The sequence below is a fragment of the Hymenobacter profundi genome (assembly GCF_019334315.1).
In the GTDB taxonomy this organism is placed as follows: Bacteria; Bacteroidota; Bacteroidia; order Cytophagales; family Hymenobacteraceae; genus Hymenobacter; species Hymenobacter profundi.
In genome coordinates this window covers 44021-59902 of record NZ_JAHWGL010000022.1, presented here as the reverse complement: position 1 = coordinate 59902, position 15882 = coordinate 44021, and the positions used below count along the sequence as shown (strand labels likewise).

Sequence of the window (15882 nt, the reverse complement as noted above, 5' to 3'; positions counted from 1 at the left end):
CACGACGAGCAGGACCAGTACTTGGTTCGCCTTACGCTGCTGTAAGATGGTGAGGTGGTGAGTAAAAAGACGTGTGTCATCCTGAGCACAGCGAAGGACCTTGTGCCCGTTGAACGAGTCGTTGTTATGATTGTCGTTCTATTGTGACAAGGTCCTTCGCTGCGCTCAGGATGACACACGTCTTTTTACTCACCATCTCACCGAGCAAAAGAAATCTTGCCCATACTCACGGCAGGATTACCAGCCTGGCCGCCCTGAAAGGTTTCTGGCGTACCAGCCAGCGCTTCGTTGGCTAGTACGGCAAATAGTACGGCTTCTTTGGCATCAGGCAGGATGCCTAGCTCATCGGTGGTGGTGAAACGGCACTGGGGTAGACGCTGGCGTAGCGCGGTCATCAGCACGGGATTGTGCATACCGCCACCGCTAGCGTAAACAGTAAGATTGGGAACAGGAAAGCACCGCTCCAAAGCCCGCACGATGCTCTCGGCGCTGAACTGGGTGAGGGTAGCCAGTAAATCGTGGGGCGAGGGAGCCAGTGTGCCGCTGCGCGTCTGTGCTTGCTGCACATACTCCTTATTAAATAGCTCCGGGCCAGTGGTCTTCGGAAAGTCAGCCTGAAAGAAAGGATGGTCGAGGAGGGCGGCCAACAAGGTTTCGTGCACTTGGCCTTGGGAGGCCAACGCGCCGTTGGCGTCGTAGCTGAGGGTAGGGAAGTAGTGTTGTGTGAAAGCGTCGAGCAAGGTGTTGCCGGGGCCAACATCGGTGGAAAATATTTCGGCCAATTGCAGGGAACCAGGTAAATAAGTGAAGTTAGCAATACCACCCATGTTCAGTAAGATTCGGTCCTCGCCTTGCTGTGAAAACAGAAGGTAGTCGCCGTACACGGCTAGGGGTGCACCCTCGCCGCCTGCGGCTAGGTGCTTCTGTCGGAAGTCGCTGAGGGTGAGGATACCCGTGCGTACGGCCACGTGGTCACCGTCGCCGAGTTGGAGGGTAGCATTGGGAAAATCGGGGCGGCCGTGCTGGTGGCGGGGCGCGTGGTACACGGTCTGGCCGTGGCTTGCGATGCAGTCGACCTCGGTAGGCGCTACCTGCCACTGGCGCAGGCAGTCCAGCACCATATCGGCGTGCAGGTTGCCAATCCAGGGGTGTAGCAGGCACAACTGCTCGAAGCTGATTTCGGCCTTCGCAAACACCTCCCGAATCTGGTTCTTTACCTCCTCGGGGTAGGGCACCGTGTGGAAGTGCTCCACCTGCACCCGCGTGTGGATGCCGCTCCCCTCGCACCGACACAGCGCCACATCAAGTCCATCGAGAGAGGTGCCCGACATCAGACCGATGATCCGACGTGCGGGCTGTTGGGCAATACGGAGGAGGTGAAGTAGATTAGGATTCATGAAAAAAGGAGGAAGGAAGTACCGGGAAAGCGCTGCAAGAAAAGGCAAAACCACTTACATTGAGCAATTGACTGAGAATGTACGCCATACAGTAGTGGCTCACGCAACCAGTTTATCTTTCTTTCACCCCAATCTTTTACTGCATGACCAAACACTACGCTTCCCTTTCTACACGCCTACTTGGTCCGCCACGGAGGGCTGCCAGTTGGTGGCTGCTGCTATTGCTACTTGGCAGTATGCCTGCCTGGGCGCAGAACACTACGTATACCATCCGAGGCACCGTTACGGATATTTCGAATAGCCAGGGTGTACCGGGCGCCACGGTGCGCCTCACGGGCACGGTGCTGGGCGGCGCTACCAACGCAGATGGTGTCTACGACCTGCGTGCGGCCGTTGCGCCGGGTACGTATCAACTGGTAGTCAGCTCGGTAGGCTACGCCAACAGCACTCAAACCATTACGCTGGGTGCCGACCCTACCGTTACGGCTAATGTGCAGTTGCGGCAGGACCTCATCGGACTGAAAGAAGTGGTGGTGACGGGTACCTCCGTAGCCACTAGCAAGCAGCAGCTTGGCAATGCCATCAGTACAGTAGGCGGGCGCGAGCTAACGGCCGGCGCCCCTACCCAGATTGACCAGGCCTTGCAGGGCAAGATAGCCGGCGCACAGATTTCGCAGAACTCGGGTAACCCGGCCGGGGGTATTTCGGTGCGCCTGCGTGGCACCAGCACGGTGTTGGGCTCATCGGAGCCACTGTATTTGGTTGATGGAGTGATTATCAACAATGATTCGCCGGCGCTACTAGACTTGGGTGGCTATGCGCAAAACCGCTTGGCCGATATCAACCCCAATGATATTGAACGCATTGAGGTGATTAAAGGCGCCGCTGCCGCTGCTATCTACGGATCTAGGGCGGCCAACGGGGTCGTGCAGATTTTTACGAAACGCGGCAAGGAAGGCAAGCCTTCCGTTACGGTTTCCAGCGAGTTCATCGTGTCGAAACTGCGCAAGAAGCTGGACTACAACCGATACCCGTTCCGCTTTGCCAACACCACTGCTACCGACTTGACGCAGGTGCCCGTGGAGCGCTACGACTATCAGGACCAGATTTTCCGGACGGCCATCGGCACCGAAAACTACGCGTCGATATCAGGTGGCAACCAAAGCACCAAGTACACGCTGTCGGGCTCCTACTTCAAAAACCAGGGCATCATCGATGCTACTGATTTCAACCGCAACACCGGCCGCGTGCGCCTGCAACAGACGCTCACCAACTGGGCCAGCATTTCGGGCGGCGCCAGCTACACGCTCAGCACCAGCAATGAAGTGCCCAACGGCGGCATCAATGAGGCCTATGGGGCGCTAACGGGCTTCATCTTCAGCAATAACTTCATCAACCCGCAGCCCAATGAGGCCACGGGCGTCTACCCCAGCACCACGCCTACCAGCATCGTAACGCGCACGAATCCGCTGGAGGCCATTAACCGGTTTAAGTTTCAGCAGCGCACCTCGCGCGTGATTGGCGATGTCCAGTTAAACCTCACGCCCTTCGAAGGCTTTACCGTAGACAACGTGTTTGGTTTTGATACCTACACGCAGATTGGCACGGCCTTTATTCCGCCCGGCAACACTACGCCTACCTACTCGGCTGGCTATGCTCGCCGCGGCGACCAAACGGTGCTGCAATACAACAACGACCTGACACTGGGCTACCGCCGTACCTTCGCCGACTGGCTGGAGTCGACTACTTCGCTGGGCGGCACCTGGCAGTACGACCGCACTATGCTCACCAGTATTGCGTCGCAGCAATTGGTGACGGGGGTAGAGGTGTCTACGGGCGGCACGTATCTGGCCAACGACTATCGGGCCGAGCGCCGAATAGAAGGCTATTTCTTGCAGCAAACCTTTGGGTTGGGTCAGCGCCTATACCTCACAGGCGCCATTCGCTTCGATGCCGCCTCACCCTTCTACGACAACCTCAACCAGGACCGCAACTGGCAGCGCTACCTCAAAGCCAGCGGCTCCTACCTGTTATCGGAAGAGAAATTCTGGAAAGAAGGCCGCTTGGGCGAACTGGTTCCGCAGGTGAAATTGCGCAGCTCTTGGGGCCAAGCCGGCAACCTCACAGCCCTAGACCCCTACGGACAATATACACTGTATGCGCCGGTGAGCTTAGGCGGACAGCAGGGACTGTATCCAGGTGCCCGACTGGGTAATCAGCTGATCCCGGAGCGCCAACGGGAGTTTGAGTTGGGCTTCGATATCGGTTTGTTCAACAACCGGGTAGGGCTAGAGGCCACGTATTTTGATAAACACGTGACGGACTTGCTGCTCAACCGCACGCTCTCACCCAGCACAGGTTACCTCAACCGCAACGAAAACGTGGGGACTATGGACAACCGTGGCGTGGAGTTGTTGGTGCGTGCTGTGCCTATTCAAACATCTAAAGTGCTTTGGAATATTACGGGCACCTTTACCCACAACCGCAACGAGGTGAATGGCATAGAGGGCAACGGTGTACTACCATTCGATGGCGGGTTTGGTCAAGTGGCCGCTGTGAACGGTCAGCCTGTGGGCGTGTTCTACAGCACTTACTTCGCCCGCAACCCCGATGGGTCGTTGCTGCTGAACGCGGCCGGCCTACCCCAACGCGAGCTGGGTGTGAACGGGGTGCCGCAGCGCAACGCGGCTGGCCAGCCTACTGGCTCCGTGCTCAACAAAGTCATTGGCAACCCCAACCCCAAGTATCTGGCCTCGCTGATTAACGAGGTGACGGTGAACGAGAAGCTCTCCTTCCGGGTGCAGCTAGACGCGGTGCAGGGCTTCGACGTGTTCAACTTCACGCGGCGCGTGGGCGACCGGGACCTCTACGGCGGCCTAGCCGGCTACGAAGCCGAGTTGCGTGGCGACGTACCCAAGGGCACCAGCGCGGCACTGTTTGGCATCTTTGAAAACTGGATTGAAGACGGGTCTTTCGTGAAGGTGCGTGAGGCCTCGGTGAGCTACCTGTTTGCACCGAAGTTTCTGGGGTTGAAGAACATACGCGCTACCGTAACGGGCCGCAACCTGTTCGTGTTCACCAACTACAGCGGCTACGACCCCGAGATAAACGCGGCCGGCCAGAGCACCGTAGTGCGCGGCTTCGACTTCGTGGAGGTGCCCATTCCGCGCACCGTGCGCCTGGGCCTGAGTGCTTCCTTCTAACCTGCTGATTTTTCTCTGATGAAACGCTATAGAACCCGATTGGCCGCACTGGCGGCCGGCAGTCTGCTGCTGCTCACAGCGCCCGGCTGCGACCTAAACATTCCGAATCCCAATAGCCCCTCCGACGCCGTGGTGCTCACCACCCGCGACGGCCTGCTGGCCCTGAGCGTGGGTATGCGCCAGTACTACGCTAACAACACACTGGGTTCCGTTATTCTGGGGCCGGGCGCTACCACCCGCGAGCTACGCGGCGTGGCTACCTTCACCAGCGTGCTGGAAATTGAAACCGGCACTGCCGCCCTACCCAACTTCAACAGCTACGTGGGCAACCTCTGGTCGCAGCTCTACCGGGTGATGTCGATGGCCGAGGACTTGCAGGCCAACGCCCCTACCGTACTCAGTGCCGACCCCGCCACCCGCGACGCGGTGCTGGCCCACGCCAACCTATTCAAAGCTATTGCGCTGGGCACACTGGCGCAGAATTTCGAGCAGGCCCCGCTTAATTCCGACCGTTCAGGCCAAGCCACGTTTGTGCCGCGCACCCAACTGCTGGCCGAGGCCATTCGCCTGCTCAGCGAGGCCCAACAACTCATTACGGCCACCGCGCCCTCGGCGGAGTTTACCACCAAAGTCACGGCGGGCACGCTGGACCTGGCTAATACTATCAATGCCCACCGGGCGCGCTATAACCTGGCCGCTGGCAACTACGCGGCGGCCGCGGCGGCCGCCGCGTTGGTAAACCTGGGAAGTAAGTCGGCCTTCGTCTACAACGCGCAGAATCCCAACCCAATTTACCAAAGCATTGTGTTTGGTAGGAATTTCCGGCCCCGCAACCTGTTTGGCCTACCCGCTTCACTGGTCAACCGCCGCGATGCCCGCCTGAGCTTTTACCTAACCAATCCTACCAATGTGGTGCAAGACCCGCTGCTAGGCAGCGATACGCTGCGCTCGGTGGCCGGTTTTTTCGCGTTGCAGAATACCTCTATTCCCATCTATCTGCCCGACGAGATGCGCCTGATTCAGGCCGAAGCCATTGTGCGCCAGAACGGCGACCTAGCTCAGGCCGTGACGCTCATCGACGCCGTGCGCACCCAGGCCCCCAGCGACGACGCGTTTGGGGTAGGAGCCGCGCTGCCCGCTTACGCTGGCGCCGTAACCGCCGATGCCCTGCTCACGGAAATTTACCGGCAGCGGGCCGCCGAATTGTTCATGACCGGCCTGCGCCTACCCGACAGCCGCCGTCTGGGACGCCCAGCGCCACCCGCCGCACTCATCGAGCGCACCCGCAACTTTTATCCTTACCCCCAGCAAGAACGTTTGACTAACCCCAACGTACCCGAGGATCCGGCTATTTAGCTAGGGTAGGCAACGAAAGTTTATGTCAAGAAAAACAGCCTCGTCGGAAACCCGACGGGGCTGTTTTTTGAACAACCAGAATACTTCCCCGTTTTATTCCCCAACATTTTCCTCTGTATCTATGCCCGCCTACGAAAAAACCTACACCGCCCTCTGGGCTGATATGGACCCCAACGGCCACATGCGCCACTCGGCTTATACCGATTATGCCGCCCACACGCGTCTGGAATATTTGTCCGAAGCGGGCTTCACGATGCAGTATTTCGCGGAGCACCAATTGGGGCCGATTCTGTTCCGGGAAGACACGCGTTTCATGCGTGAAGTACGTCTGGGCGAGTCCATCACGGTGTCATCGGAAGTGGCTGGCTTGAACGCAGACGGCTCGCGCTGGCGCATCATCCACACTATTCGCAAGCCCGATGGGGTAGTAGCGGCCACCGTCACCGTAGATGGCGCCTGGTTGGACTTGCAGCGCCGCAAGCTCACGGTGCCACCCGCCGAGCTAGCTGCCGCTATGGCCAGCGCCGCCCGCCACGAGAGCTACCAGGATATCGTGAAAGAGGCGAAATAGGAAAGAGAGTACACAATTACAGTTTTCATCCTGAACGCAGTGAAGGACCTTATCACGCTAGAACGAGTCGTTGTTACGATAATCGTTCTGCCGTGATAAGGTCCTTCACTGCGTTCAGGATGAAAACTGTAATTCTATCCGGAATCCACAAATCACAACTTCACCACTTTTGCAATGCGCTCTAGCTGCTTCTGATGATGTAGCACGTGGTCTACCATAAAATCCAGCGTTTGCGCGATGGTGAGCATGCCCGAACGCGGGTGTCTGAAGATAGCGCGGCGCATCAGATGTTCCGGATATTCATTTAAAAGCTGCTCCAGCCGCCGCCGCACACTAGCCCATTGTTGGCGTAGCTGGGGTAGGGGTGGGGCCGACACGGGCATCTTGGAGGCGAGATAGGTGGGTGCCTTGAAACGCATAAACGGTACCCGCAGCAGGACCCGCAATACTCGGCTGCGCAAAAAGTGCCCTAGCCCAGCGTGTTGCAAGCCCTCGGCCTCCAGAACTTTCTTCTCTAGATACTGATTGATGCCAGTTTCTGAAATCAGCAAGTGCTGCACCACCTGCGCCGCCGACCACTTCCCCGGTCCCGGCGACTGGTGCGCCCGCTCACCCAGCGCCTCCGCCGATTGAATTAAGCGTTCAGTAGCACGTTCCAGTTGCTCCAGGCGGATGCTCAGGCGGTAATTCATTGTGTAGGAAAAAGAGGGTAGGGCAGGAAATCAAAGAATAAAAAAGGCCGTCATTCCGAGCCTGTCGAGGAATCTCGCATGCAGCACTAATTCAATCACTAGAGCATTAGCGGGAGCAGGCGAGATTCCTCGACAGGCTCGGAATGACGTTCTGCTGATAACTTCTATCGTTATACGTAACACAAAAGGACCTTATCTCAGCCGGACACGCCGTTCTGGTGAGATAAGGTCCTTCCTTCGTCAGGATGACGGGAGATTGTACGCGCCTTTATTTCTCCGCGTACATCACGGATTTGATAGCCTTGATAGCCCGCGACACGTTCGGCAGGGAGGCTTCAATCAGGGTAGGGGCGTAGGGGAGGGGCACGTCGGCGCAGGTGATGCGCTCCACGGGGGCATCGAGGTGGTCGAAGGCGCGGCGCTGAATCATGAAGGCGATGTCGGCGCTGATGCTGGCTAACGGCCAAGCTTCTTCCACAATCACGAGGCGGTGGGTTTTCTTCACCGATTCGATGATGGTATCGTAGTCGATAGGACGAACCGAGCGCAGGTCGATTACCTCCACGTCCACGCCATCTTTGGCCAGCTCCTCGGCAGCGCCGAAGGCTACCTTCATCATTTTTCCGAAGCTCACCAACGTCACGTCTTTGCCTTCGCGCTTCACAGCGGCTTTGCCGATGGGTAGCAGGTATTCTTCCTCGGGCACCTCGCCCTTGTCGCCGTACATCTGCTCCGACTCCATGAAAATCACGGGATTGGGGTCGCGGATGGCCGATTTTAGCAGGCCTTTCGCGTCGTAAGGGTCAGAAGGTACTACTACCTTCAGACCTGGAGTGTTAGCAAACCAGTTCTCGAAGTTCTGCGAGTGCTGCGACGACAACATGCCGGCGCTACCCGTAGGGCCGCGGAATACAATGGGGCAGGAGTACTGCCCACCCGACATGGAGTAGATTTTGGCGGCCGAGTTAATCACTTGGTCAATAGCGACCAGCGAGAAGTTGAACGTCATGAACTCGATGATGGGCAGCAGGCCGTTGGCTGCCGCGCCTACCCCAATGCCGGCAAAGCCCAGCTCAGCAATGGGCGTATCAATCACGCGCTCCGGGCCGAACTCGTCGAGCATACCCTGGCTCACTTTGTAGGCGCCGTTGTATTCGGCAACTTCTTCGCCCATCAGAAACACGCGCTCATCGCGCCGCATTTCCTCCGTCATGGCTTCGCGCAGGGCTTCCCGGAATTGAATAGTCCGCATAGACAGTAAATGACAACAATCAGAAAACAGAAAAACCGGCAATATCCGGCCCGTAAAGCTACGACTACTAGCCGGGTTGGGCAAATCGGATTCGTATCCTACCTTTTGTCATCCTGAGCATGTGGCTTAATGCGCCACATGCTCAGGATGACAGATTATTTCCTACCGCACCGCTTCCAGAAATGCTTTCGACTTCGCTACCTCCGCAAATTCGAGGTCTTCCACGGCGCGGTTGGCATAGCTGCGGTCGAGCTGCACGGCTTGGCGGAGCAAGGTGCCCACGGCGGCTTCGTTACGTTGGCGGGCGGCTACTACGGCCAGGCAGTAATGCACCAGTGCGTCTTGGGGGCGCATTCCCTGCGCTTGCTGGTAAATGCTGGCCGCGTCGGGGTAGTTGCCTTTCAATAGATAGATGAGCGCCCGGTTCATGGTGTTTTGATACGATGAACCGGAGTAGCCCAGGCTGGCATAAGCATCACTGAGCTGACCAACTTCAATTTCCAACGCTGCTTTATCAGCGAATACTTTTTCCAGCAACGGCCGCGGGCCGCCCAGCTTAATAGCATAGTCGTAGTTCTGGAGGGCCTCTAGCCGGTCGTTGGCGCGATGGTAGGCGGTGGCTACGTAGAAAAACTGCTGAGCCGTGGGGTTGCGGTGCGCGGCCAGCGTGAAGTTGACGGCCGCCCGGCGTAGGTAGGCCCGCCGCACTTTGTCAGTTGGCTCCTTCTCTGCGCGTTGCAGTAGCACTACCGCTAGGTTGTGGTAGGACTGCCAGTTGCCCGTGGCCGCGGCCGACGTTTCATAGATGCGTTGCTTTTCGGCCAGCAGAGGTGTGAGCTGGGCCGAGTAGCGCAGCTCCTCGGGCGTGAGGGCATCCAGCTCAGTCTGCTTTTCCACTATCTTCTTGGAAAGCAGGTAAATTTCCGAATCGTAGCGTTTGGGGGCGGTGTACTTCACGGCCACCGTGCCGAAGCGCATCACCGGATAGATGTATTGCTCGATGTAGTCGAAGTAGCTGAGCTGGTGCAGGCTCTGCTCTTTCTGGGCGTAAGTGCCGGGCGTATCGTTGATGAGCTGCACCACCGAATCGATCTGCGCAGGCTTGAGGGCCGAGCTTTGCACCTTTGTCAGGAACAGGTCCCAGCGGCGGTGGTAAGCCTGGGTTTCGAAGTCGATGTTCTTGACTGCGTTGAGGTAGGAATCCGTATCGACGCGGTGCTTGTAGTAGTCCAGCAGCACACGCACGCGCTTGTCGGCTAGGTGCGGGTCGTGGCGGTCAAGGGAATCGGGTGAGTGACCGGCCGCAATCATCACCTTTTCGGTTTGCTGGTTTGCCTCAATGAAATCTTCCAACGCCGCTACGTTGGTGCCCAGGTAGTTGCGAATTTTAGCTTGGCCCGCATCAAAGAAAAACGGCAGCACCCGCGTGCCGCTCATATTGTTGTCTATCGACTCGGGTAGGAGGGCAATGGCCGTATCCTCGCGCACCACCAGGCGGTCCGTCGTTACGATGCCACGGGCCGCCACAAAAGATTTGCCGGGCAGCTGCTTGCCGCCCGGCTTCAACTCGCGCGCCACGGGCAGCACCACCAACTCGCCCGGCGATTTGCGCTGGGCATACGGAAACGACAACTGCCGCCGAATGACCAACTGGTTTTTCACCGAATCGTCGTATACGTACTCGCCCGAGATAAAACGCAGCGTGCCTACCGTGTCTTGGTACAGGCCGTTGTTGTAGCGGTAGGCAAATTGCAACTGGTAGGCGGCGCCTTTGTGCAGGTGCTGGGCTGGCACTTTCGCCGTCACTTCAAACAAGACATTTTCGCCGTTGCTTTCCAGCACACTCGGCGCCACGCGCACTTGCTGCCCATTTTGCGCAACCTTTAGCATCCGGGGCAACGTACAACCCGGTAGCACACAGACGGCTACGGTCAGCAAAGCAGGTACAAAGCGCAGCGAGTTTCTCATACGGTGAGGATAAAGCAGACGAAAGGTCGGTCAACAAACGCAAAAGCTTGCCTAAAGGCTGCGTTTTTGCCCGATTTGCGCAGTTGAGCTTGCGACCTGGCTGAAATACTGTTATTTTGACTTTCTGCTAGAGTACTATACACGCTTATCGAACGAGAAACCATGAGACGAATTACGGATTTCATCGAAAAGCAAAGCTTTGGCGTGTGCAATGCGTTGGGAAATCGCTTAGGCTTTTCCCGCAGCAGCGTACGCCTGTCGTTTGTCTACGCATCTTTTTTCACGTTTGGCTCGCCCATCGTGCTGTATTTCGTGCTGGCGTTCTGGATGAACGTACGCCAAGCCATGCGCCGCCAGCGCTACACCGTGTGGGATTTGTAGATAACACGCACGAAACACCACTACGATAGGGCCTGCGAACCAGCTTTCTCGGGCCTTCTGTGTTCTATGGGTTCGATAGAGAAAAGGGTGTTTCCTCTACTATGAAGCTGCTACGCTTTGTTGAACAGCTTCCGGCTCAGCGCTGGAAATGCACGCTTTCCCTTGGCAAAATACGCCCATACCAAACTACCCCGGTATACGCCAAGCCGTTCGTCGATGCGCAGCCGGGGCGGAAACTGGCGCCGTCGTTGCTGCCAGCCGCGTACGTGACGCGCAACATACCAGTGCGCCCGCAATACAGCCCGGCAATCGGCTACTTGCCCTTGGGTGAGTAGGCGTAAAGCGGCTACCCAATCAAGCAGGAGGCGCTGCACCAGCACGCCCGGTAGCTCGGCCGCCGTGGAGTTTTTGTAGACCAGCGCGAGGCCGTTGCGGAAATTAAGGTAGGTTTTGTGCGGATTGGACTTCGCCAGCGTGCCACCGCCCACATGAAAAACGGTGCTGCCACCGTGGTACCACACCTCGTGTCCGGCGTTCCAGAGGCGCCAGCACAAGTCGATTTCTTCCATGTGGGCAAAATAGGCGGTATCCAGTCCATCCATAGCGTGCCAGGCCGTGGCGCGCACCAGCAGGCACGCGCCGGTAGCCCACGCCACAGGGCGCGAGTCGTCGTACTGGCCGCGGTCAGTTTCGAGCGTGTCGAACAGGCGGCCCCGGCAGAAAGGGTAGCCCAGGCGGTCGAGGTAGCCGCCGCCGGCACCGGCGTACTCAAACTGCGCCCGCTCCACCACATCGGCGCTATACTGCCGGATTTTGGGCTGCACGGCGGCCACGCTGGGCTGCTGCTCCAGCAGCGCGCGCAGGGGCGGCAGCCAGTTGGCCGTCACCTCCACATCGGAGTTCAACAACACATAATAGCGAAACGCTGCCGTGGTGTGCAAGACTTCCAGCGCTTGGTTGTATCCTTCGCAAAAGCCTAGGTTAGCAATGTTTTGAATGAGTTGAACCCGCGGAAAAGCACGCTCTACCAGTTCCACCGAGTCGTCGGTAGAGGCATTATCGGCTACTACCACTGTGGCGCCGTCGGCATGGGCCAGCACCGTGGGTAGGAACTGTTCCAGCCAGCGGCGCCCGTTCCAGTTCAGAATGACTACGGCCACGTCGGCGCACGGGCCGGGCGTGGAGGCGGTATCAGAGGCCAAAGTTGCTCAGGTCGAGACCGGGTAGGTTGGGTAGCAGGCCGGAAGTTTTGCTTTTCAGCTCCTGCTTGGCTTGTTCGCCTACATCCTCCATCACTTTATTTACGGCCGCTACCACTAGGTCAGCCAACATATCGCGGTCCTGCGGCGTCAGCAGCGACTCATCAATTTCCAGCTTCAGCAACCGGCGCTGGCCGTTGGCGGTAGCCTTCACCAAGCCCCCACCCGATTCGGCCGTAGCGGTCAGGTACTGCAACTCACCCTGGGCCTGCTGCATTTTCTCTTGCAGCTCTTTCACTTTGCCCATCATGCCCATCATATCAAACATAGTCGTACAATCTGTGCGTATTCATTAGAAACGCGGTTCTTGAAAAGAAATAGCTCGCAGCTGACGGCGAGAAGTGGCAGCCGTGCTAGCCGTGCTCATACCGAAAGCTCCCAAACCGCCTATGCTCCATCCGCCAAGTGGCAAGGAAGCTGCGGCGGGCGCAATTTACGCGAAATGAAGCGGGACGCCGTATGCCTATGGCTTGTTAGCTCTTGAGGGTAGAGTAGTAACCAGCAATACAATAAGCGGGGAGCCGTTTTAAGGTAGTGCGGGCAATTGTTGAGTCGGGATTCTACTATACAACCGCTCCATAACGGCGCTAGCCCAGGATTAGATATCTAATTCAGGGAATTGAAATGCGCTAATGAGAAAACAACTGCGGTCCTGTGGGGCCGTCACGTTCCGTGGTAAGCACCTTAGCCGCAATAAAATTAGGATATGATATGAGCAGCAAATTACAGCGAGCAAGCTAATTAGGTAATCCTCTGGACCGACCAATATGCTTGCTTATTTGGTTCATGCGTAGCCATTAAGCCTACTAAAGGAGTATATACTCATACAGGCGAAAAGGATCAACCAAATTGGGACGGTAGTACACCTTGGTGTACTATAGGTGGAAATCGCGAAGTTGGGTAATGTATTGGCGTAGTTTGTGGGCAAACAATGTCCTCCATATATCTGCAGGCGTCTGCAAATGGTATGTTTTAAGTAGTCTAGATGTTAGGCATTCTATGGATACAGTGCTACCACCTACCCCTAAGCAATGCGCTGCCTATATCGCAGCGGAGAAGACCGGCCGGCTTCGGGCCGAAGAAGCGCTGGCTGCAGCTGAAGCCCGTATAGCGGCACTCGAACAGCAACTGGCTGCCACCTCATCCCAATTTGCTACTCTCCATACGCTGACGCACGTCTTAGAACAAAACCCCAACCCAATTCTGCGGGTGAATGTGGATGATACGTTGTGCTGGGCCAATAGAGCCGGCAATACGTTGTTGCAGGCGCACAATAGGTTGCCACAGCGTCTGCGGGCGCTAGCGGCTTCAGCTTCGGAGCAGCCCATACAAAAGCTGACGGTAGGCGAACGGCATTATGTGCTGATGGTAGACGGTGCCACGCCTGACGAAACCAGCGTTACGTATTACTTAACCGATGTCACTACGATTTTACAGGCCAAGCAGGCGTTGTTGGAGCAACAACTGTTCTACGAAACTATTCTGATGGAGGTACCCGCAGGGGTAGTAGTATTCGATGTGGAACATCGGTACCTGTTCGTGAACCCTACTGTAGAGCCAGACCCCGCTCGGCGGCAGCAGATGCTGGGCAAAACTACCCGTGAGTTGTGCCAGATGCGGCAGCGGCCAGAAGAGGTGATTCAACAGCGCGAGCGGGCATTCGCCGAAGCAATAGGCAACCGGCGCGAGTCGGTGTGGGAGGAGCATTTGCTTGATCATACCACCGGTAAACTGCAATACTGGCTGCGGCGTAGCTGGGCCATCATGGGACCCGATGGAAATGTGCGCATGGTCGTCAGTTCCGGCCTGAACATCACTGAGCGCAAAGAGGCGGAGGAGGCCGCAGCACGGCAACGGGAGTTCTATGAGTCTATCCTGAATCTGCTGCCGGTTGACGTAGCCGTATTCGACGATCAACACCGCTTCCTGTTCACCAATCCTTCGTCCATCTCTGATGCACAGGTGCGCCAGCAGATACTGGGCCTGACCAGCGACGAGTATTTTAACCTTCGGGGGCGCTCTATGGAACTGGCACAGGAACGAAAAGAACGTTTCCAGCAGGCGTTAGAAACCCGTACGGATGTGCTGTGGGAAGAAACCATTAAGATTCCTGCCGGCAACAAACGCATTTTGCGCCACCTGCGCCCCGTCATCAACGCTGTGGGTGACTTGCAGATGGTGGTAGGATCGGGGATTGACATCACGGCCCGGTATGCGGCCGAAGAACGACAGCGCGAGGCCGAGGCCCAGGTGCGGGCGCAGGAAGCCTTTATCCGGCTTATCGTAGACTCGCTACCCAGCGTTATCTACGTGAAGAATGCCAACAATGACGTAGTATTCCGGAATGCAGCTTTCGATGAAATGGCCGCCCGTAGCCAGCATATGCTGCCCGCAAGTCAGCAAACTGCTGTTGTGAAGCAGCAGCTTCGGCAGATTCGTAAGCTGGGTGAACAGGTCTTAACGTCGCAGAAGTCGCTGACGACGGAAATGCCACTGGAAATGGCCTCGGGTGAAACGTGCATACTGCAAACGTACATGCATCCTCTGCCGCAGCTGGGCAAAGAGCCAGAATTGTTAATAGTCAGCACCGATATCACAGCGTTAAAAAAGGCGCAGCAGGAGGCAGAAGACAACGCGCGCGCGAAAGAAGCGTTTCTGTCACGTATGAGTCACGAAATACGAACGCCACTGAATGGGGTACTGGGCATGGCTGCCCTACTAGAGAAAACCCCGCTCACCAGCCAACAGCAGGAATACCTATCTACGATGCAGCGGGCTGGGCAGCACTTGCTGGCGCTGGTTAATGACGTGTTGGACATGGCGAAAATAACGGCCAACCATCTGGAACTGGATCAGGCGGCCTTTAGCCTGGATGTGCTGCTGGAAGCGGTTAGTCAAACGGTAGCCCCTTTAGCCATCGAAAAAGGGTTGCAGTTGATTATTCAGCCATTGGACTGCGCCCCCGTTCCTCGCTTACTTGGCGATGCCTACCGCCTGCGCCAGGTGCTGCTCAACCTGCTCGGTAATGCCATCAAGTTCACGGAGCAGGGTAGCGTGCAGCTAAGGGTAACCGTGCTGGCCGAAAATAGCACAGCCCTAACACTTCGCTTCTGGGTGACAGATACGGGCATAGGCATCGCGCCTGAGCAGCAGGAGGCTATTTTCGGGACCTTTGCACAGGCCAGCCTCGAAACCAGTCGGCGGTTTGGGGGGACCGGCCTGGGGTTAGCTATCAGCGAACAGCTGGTGCGCTATATGGGCGGTACACTGTTGCTGAGCAGCTTACCCAACGAGGGCACTACGTTTTCGTTCGTCCTCTCGCTGCCCCGCGCCGAAGACACTACGGCCACCAACCAACCAGCCGAGCAACCAGCCGCTCCCGGCTACCCGGAGCTGCATGGGGTGCGTGTGCTGCTGGCCGAAGATAACATGGTGAACCAATGGCTGGCCACTGTGATGCTGGAGCACTGGGGCGTGCTGGTATACGCCGTGGGTAATGGCCTCGATGCGCTGGCACAACTACAAGAAAACGACTACAACGCAGCTATTCTCGACATCCAGATGCCGGGATTGAGTGGGGTAGAAGTAACTCAGGCCATCCGGCTGTGCACCAATGAGCGGCGGGCCGGCGTGCCTATTATTGCACTGACAGCCAATGCATTCGAAGCAGATCGAGCCAGCTATCTGGCTGCTGGTATGAATGCCTGCTTGACCAAACCCTTTGAGGAAGACGACCTGTGCCGCTTGCTCGTACAGCTTATCAGCGAATACCCACCATTGGCCAGTACACAACCAAAGTAAAC

General features: G+C 57.1%; 11 protein-coding genes. 5 read left to right on the top strand and 6 right to left on the bottom strand.

The genetic code is table 11. From position 1 onward, the window contains the following. Nucleotides 1-197 precede the first annotated feature (197 nt). Entirely contained in the window at nt 198-1397 is a 1200-nt protein-coding gene (locus tag KYK14_RS08055) for an anhydro-N-acetylmuramic acid kinase (protein WP_219158349.1), read from the bottom strand. 143 nt (nt 1398-1540) lie between these two features. Between KYK14_RS08055 and KYK14_RS08050 the strand changes: the two genes are divergently transcribed. The 3 genes from KYK14_RS08050 (at nt 1541) to KYK14_RS08040 (ending at nt 6527) form a co-directional block, all read left to right on the top strand. After that, nucleotides 1541-4600, top strand: coding sequence for a SusC/RagA family TonB-linked outer membrane protein (locus KYK14_RS08050; RefSeq protein ID WP_219158348.1), 3060 nt, complete (start codon nt 1541-1543; stop codon nt 4598-4600). A gap of 18 nt (nt 4601-4618) precedes the next feature. Further along, entirely contained in the window at nt 4619-5956 is a 1338-nt protein-coding gene (locus KYK14_RS08045) for a RagB/SusD family nutrient uptake outer membrane protein (protein WP_246601739.1), read from the top strand. A 121-nt stretch (nt 5957-6077) separates the two neighbouring features. Then, a complete protein-coding gene (locus tag KYK14_RS08040; RefSeq protein ID WP_219158347.1) occupies nt 6078-6527 on the top strand; it encodes an acyl-CoA thioesterase in 450 nt (149 codons plus the stop codon). A 152-nt stretch (nt 6528-6679) separates the two neighbouring features. Here the strand turns inward: KYK14_RS08040 and KYK14_RS08035 are convergent, their stop codons facing one another. The 3 genes from KYK14_RS08035 to KYK14_RS08025 form a co-directional block, all read right to left on the bottom strand. Then, a complete protein-coding gene (locus KYK14_RS08035) occupies nt 6680-7219 on the bottom strand; it encodes a DinB family protein (RefSeq protein WP_219158346.1) in 540 nt (179 codons plus the stop codon). Between the two features lie 268 nt (nt 7220-7487). After that, nucleotides 7488-8471 (bottom strand): pyruvate dehydrogenase complex E1 component subunit beta, encoded by a 984-nt coding sequence (locus tag KYK14_RS08030; protein WP_219158344.1) that lies wholly within the window; start codon nt 8469-8471, stop codon nt 7488-7490. Between the two features lie 162 nt (nt 8472-8633). Further along, nucleotides 8634-10439: a tetratricopeptide repeat protein gene (locus KYK14_RS08025; protein ID WP_219158343.1), complete on the bottom strand. Its 1806-nt coding sequence runs from the start codon at nt 10437-10439 to the stop codon at nt 8634-8636. A 162-nt stretch (nt 10440-10601) separates the two neighbouring features. Between KYK14_RS08025 and KYK14_RS08020 the strand changes: the two genes are divergently transcribed. Beyond that, nucleotides 10602-10820, top strand: a complete 219-nt coding sequence (locus KYK14_RS08020) for a PspC domain-containing protein (RefSeq protein WP_185283241.1) — start codon at nt 10602-10604, stop codon at nt 10818-10820. A gap of 110 nt (nt 10821-10930) precedes the next feature. Here the strand turns inward: KYK14_RS08020 and KYK14_RS08015 are convergent, their stop codons facing one another. After that, nucleotides 10931-12022, bottom strand: a complete 1092-nt coding sequence (locus KYK14_RS08015) for a glycosyltransferase family 2 protein (protein WP_246601738.1) — start codon at nt 12020-12022, stop codon at nt 10931-10933. Further along, nucleotides 12012-12347 carry a YbaB/EbfC family nucleoid-associated protein gene (locus KYK14_RS08010; protein ID WP_185283242.1) on the bottom strand — a complete coding sequence of 112 codons (336 nt, stop codon included), beginning with the start codon at nt 12345-12347 and terminating at the stop codon, nt 12012-12014. The genes KYK14_RS08015 and KYK14_RS08010 overlap by 11 nt, the downstream gene beginning before the upstream one ends. A 731-nt stretch (nt 12348-13078) precedes the next feature. Between KYK14_RS08010 and KYK14_RS08005 the strand changes: the two genes are divergently transcribed. After that, nucleotides 13079-15880, top strand: a complete 2802-nt coding sequence (locus KYK14_RS08005) for a PAS domain-containing hybrid sensor histidine kinase/response regulator (RefSeq protein WP_219158341.1) — start codon at nt 13079-13081, stop codon at nt 15878-15880. Nucleotides 15881-15882 lie beyond the last annotated feature (2 nt).

Bases quoted from the DNA above. Each gene is read 5' to 3' on its own strand.
- KYK14_RS08055 (WP_219158349.1), bottom strand. From the start codon at position 1,397: ATGAATCCTAATCTACTTCACCTCCTCCGTATTGCCCAACAGCCCGCA.
- KYK14_RS08025 (WP_219158343.1), bottom strand. From the start codon at position 10,439: ATGAGAAACTCGCTGCGCTTTGTACCTGCTTTGCTGACCGTAGCCGTC.
- KYK14_RS08045 (WP_246601739.1), top strand. From the start codon at position 4,619: ATGAAACGCTATAGAACCCGATTGGCCGCACTGGCGGCCGGCAGTCTG.
- KYK14_RS08040 (WP_219158347.1), top strand. From the start codon at position 6,078: ATGCCCGCCTACGAAAAAACCTACACCGCCCTCTGGGCTGATATGGAC.
- KYK14_RS08005 (WP_219158341.1), top strand. From the start codon at position 13,079: ATGGATACAGTGCTACCACCTACCCCTAAGCAATGCGCTGCCTATATC.
- KYK14_RS08010 (WP_185283242.1), bottom strand. From the start codon at position 12,347: ATGTTTGATATGATGGGCATGATGGGCAAAGTGAAAGAGCTGCAAGAG.
- KYK14_RS08030 (WP_219158344.1), bottom strand. From the start codon at position 8,471: ATGCGGACTATTCAATTCCGGGAAGCCCTGCGCGAAGCCATGACGGAG.
- KYK14_RS08035 (WP_219158346.1), bottom strand. From the start codon at position 7,219: ATGAATTACCGCCTGAGCATCCGCCTGGAGCAACTGGAACGTGCTACT.
- KYK14_RS08050 (WP_219158348.1), top strand. From the start codon at position 1,541: ATGACCAAACACTACGCTTCCCTTTCTACACGCCTACTTGGTCCGCCA.
- KYK14_RS08020 (WP_185283241.1), top strand. From the start codon at position 10,602: ATGAGACGAATTACGGATTTCATCGAAAAGCAAAGCTTTGGCGTGTGC.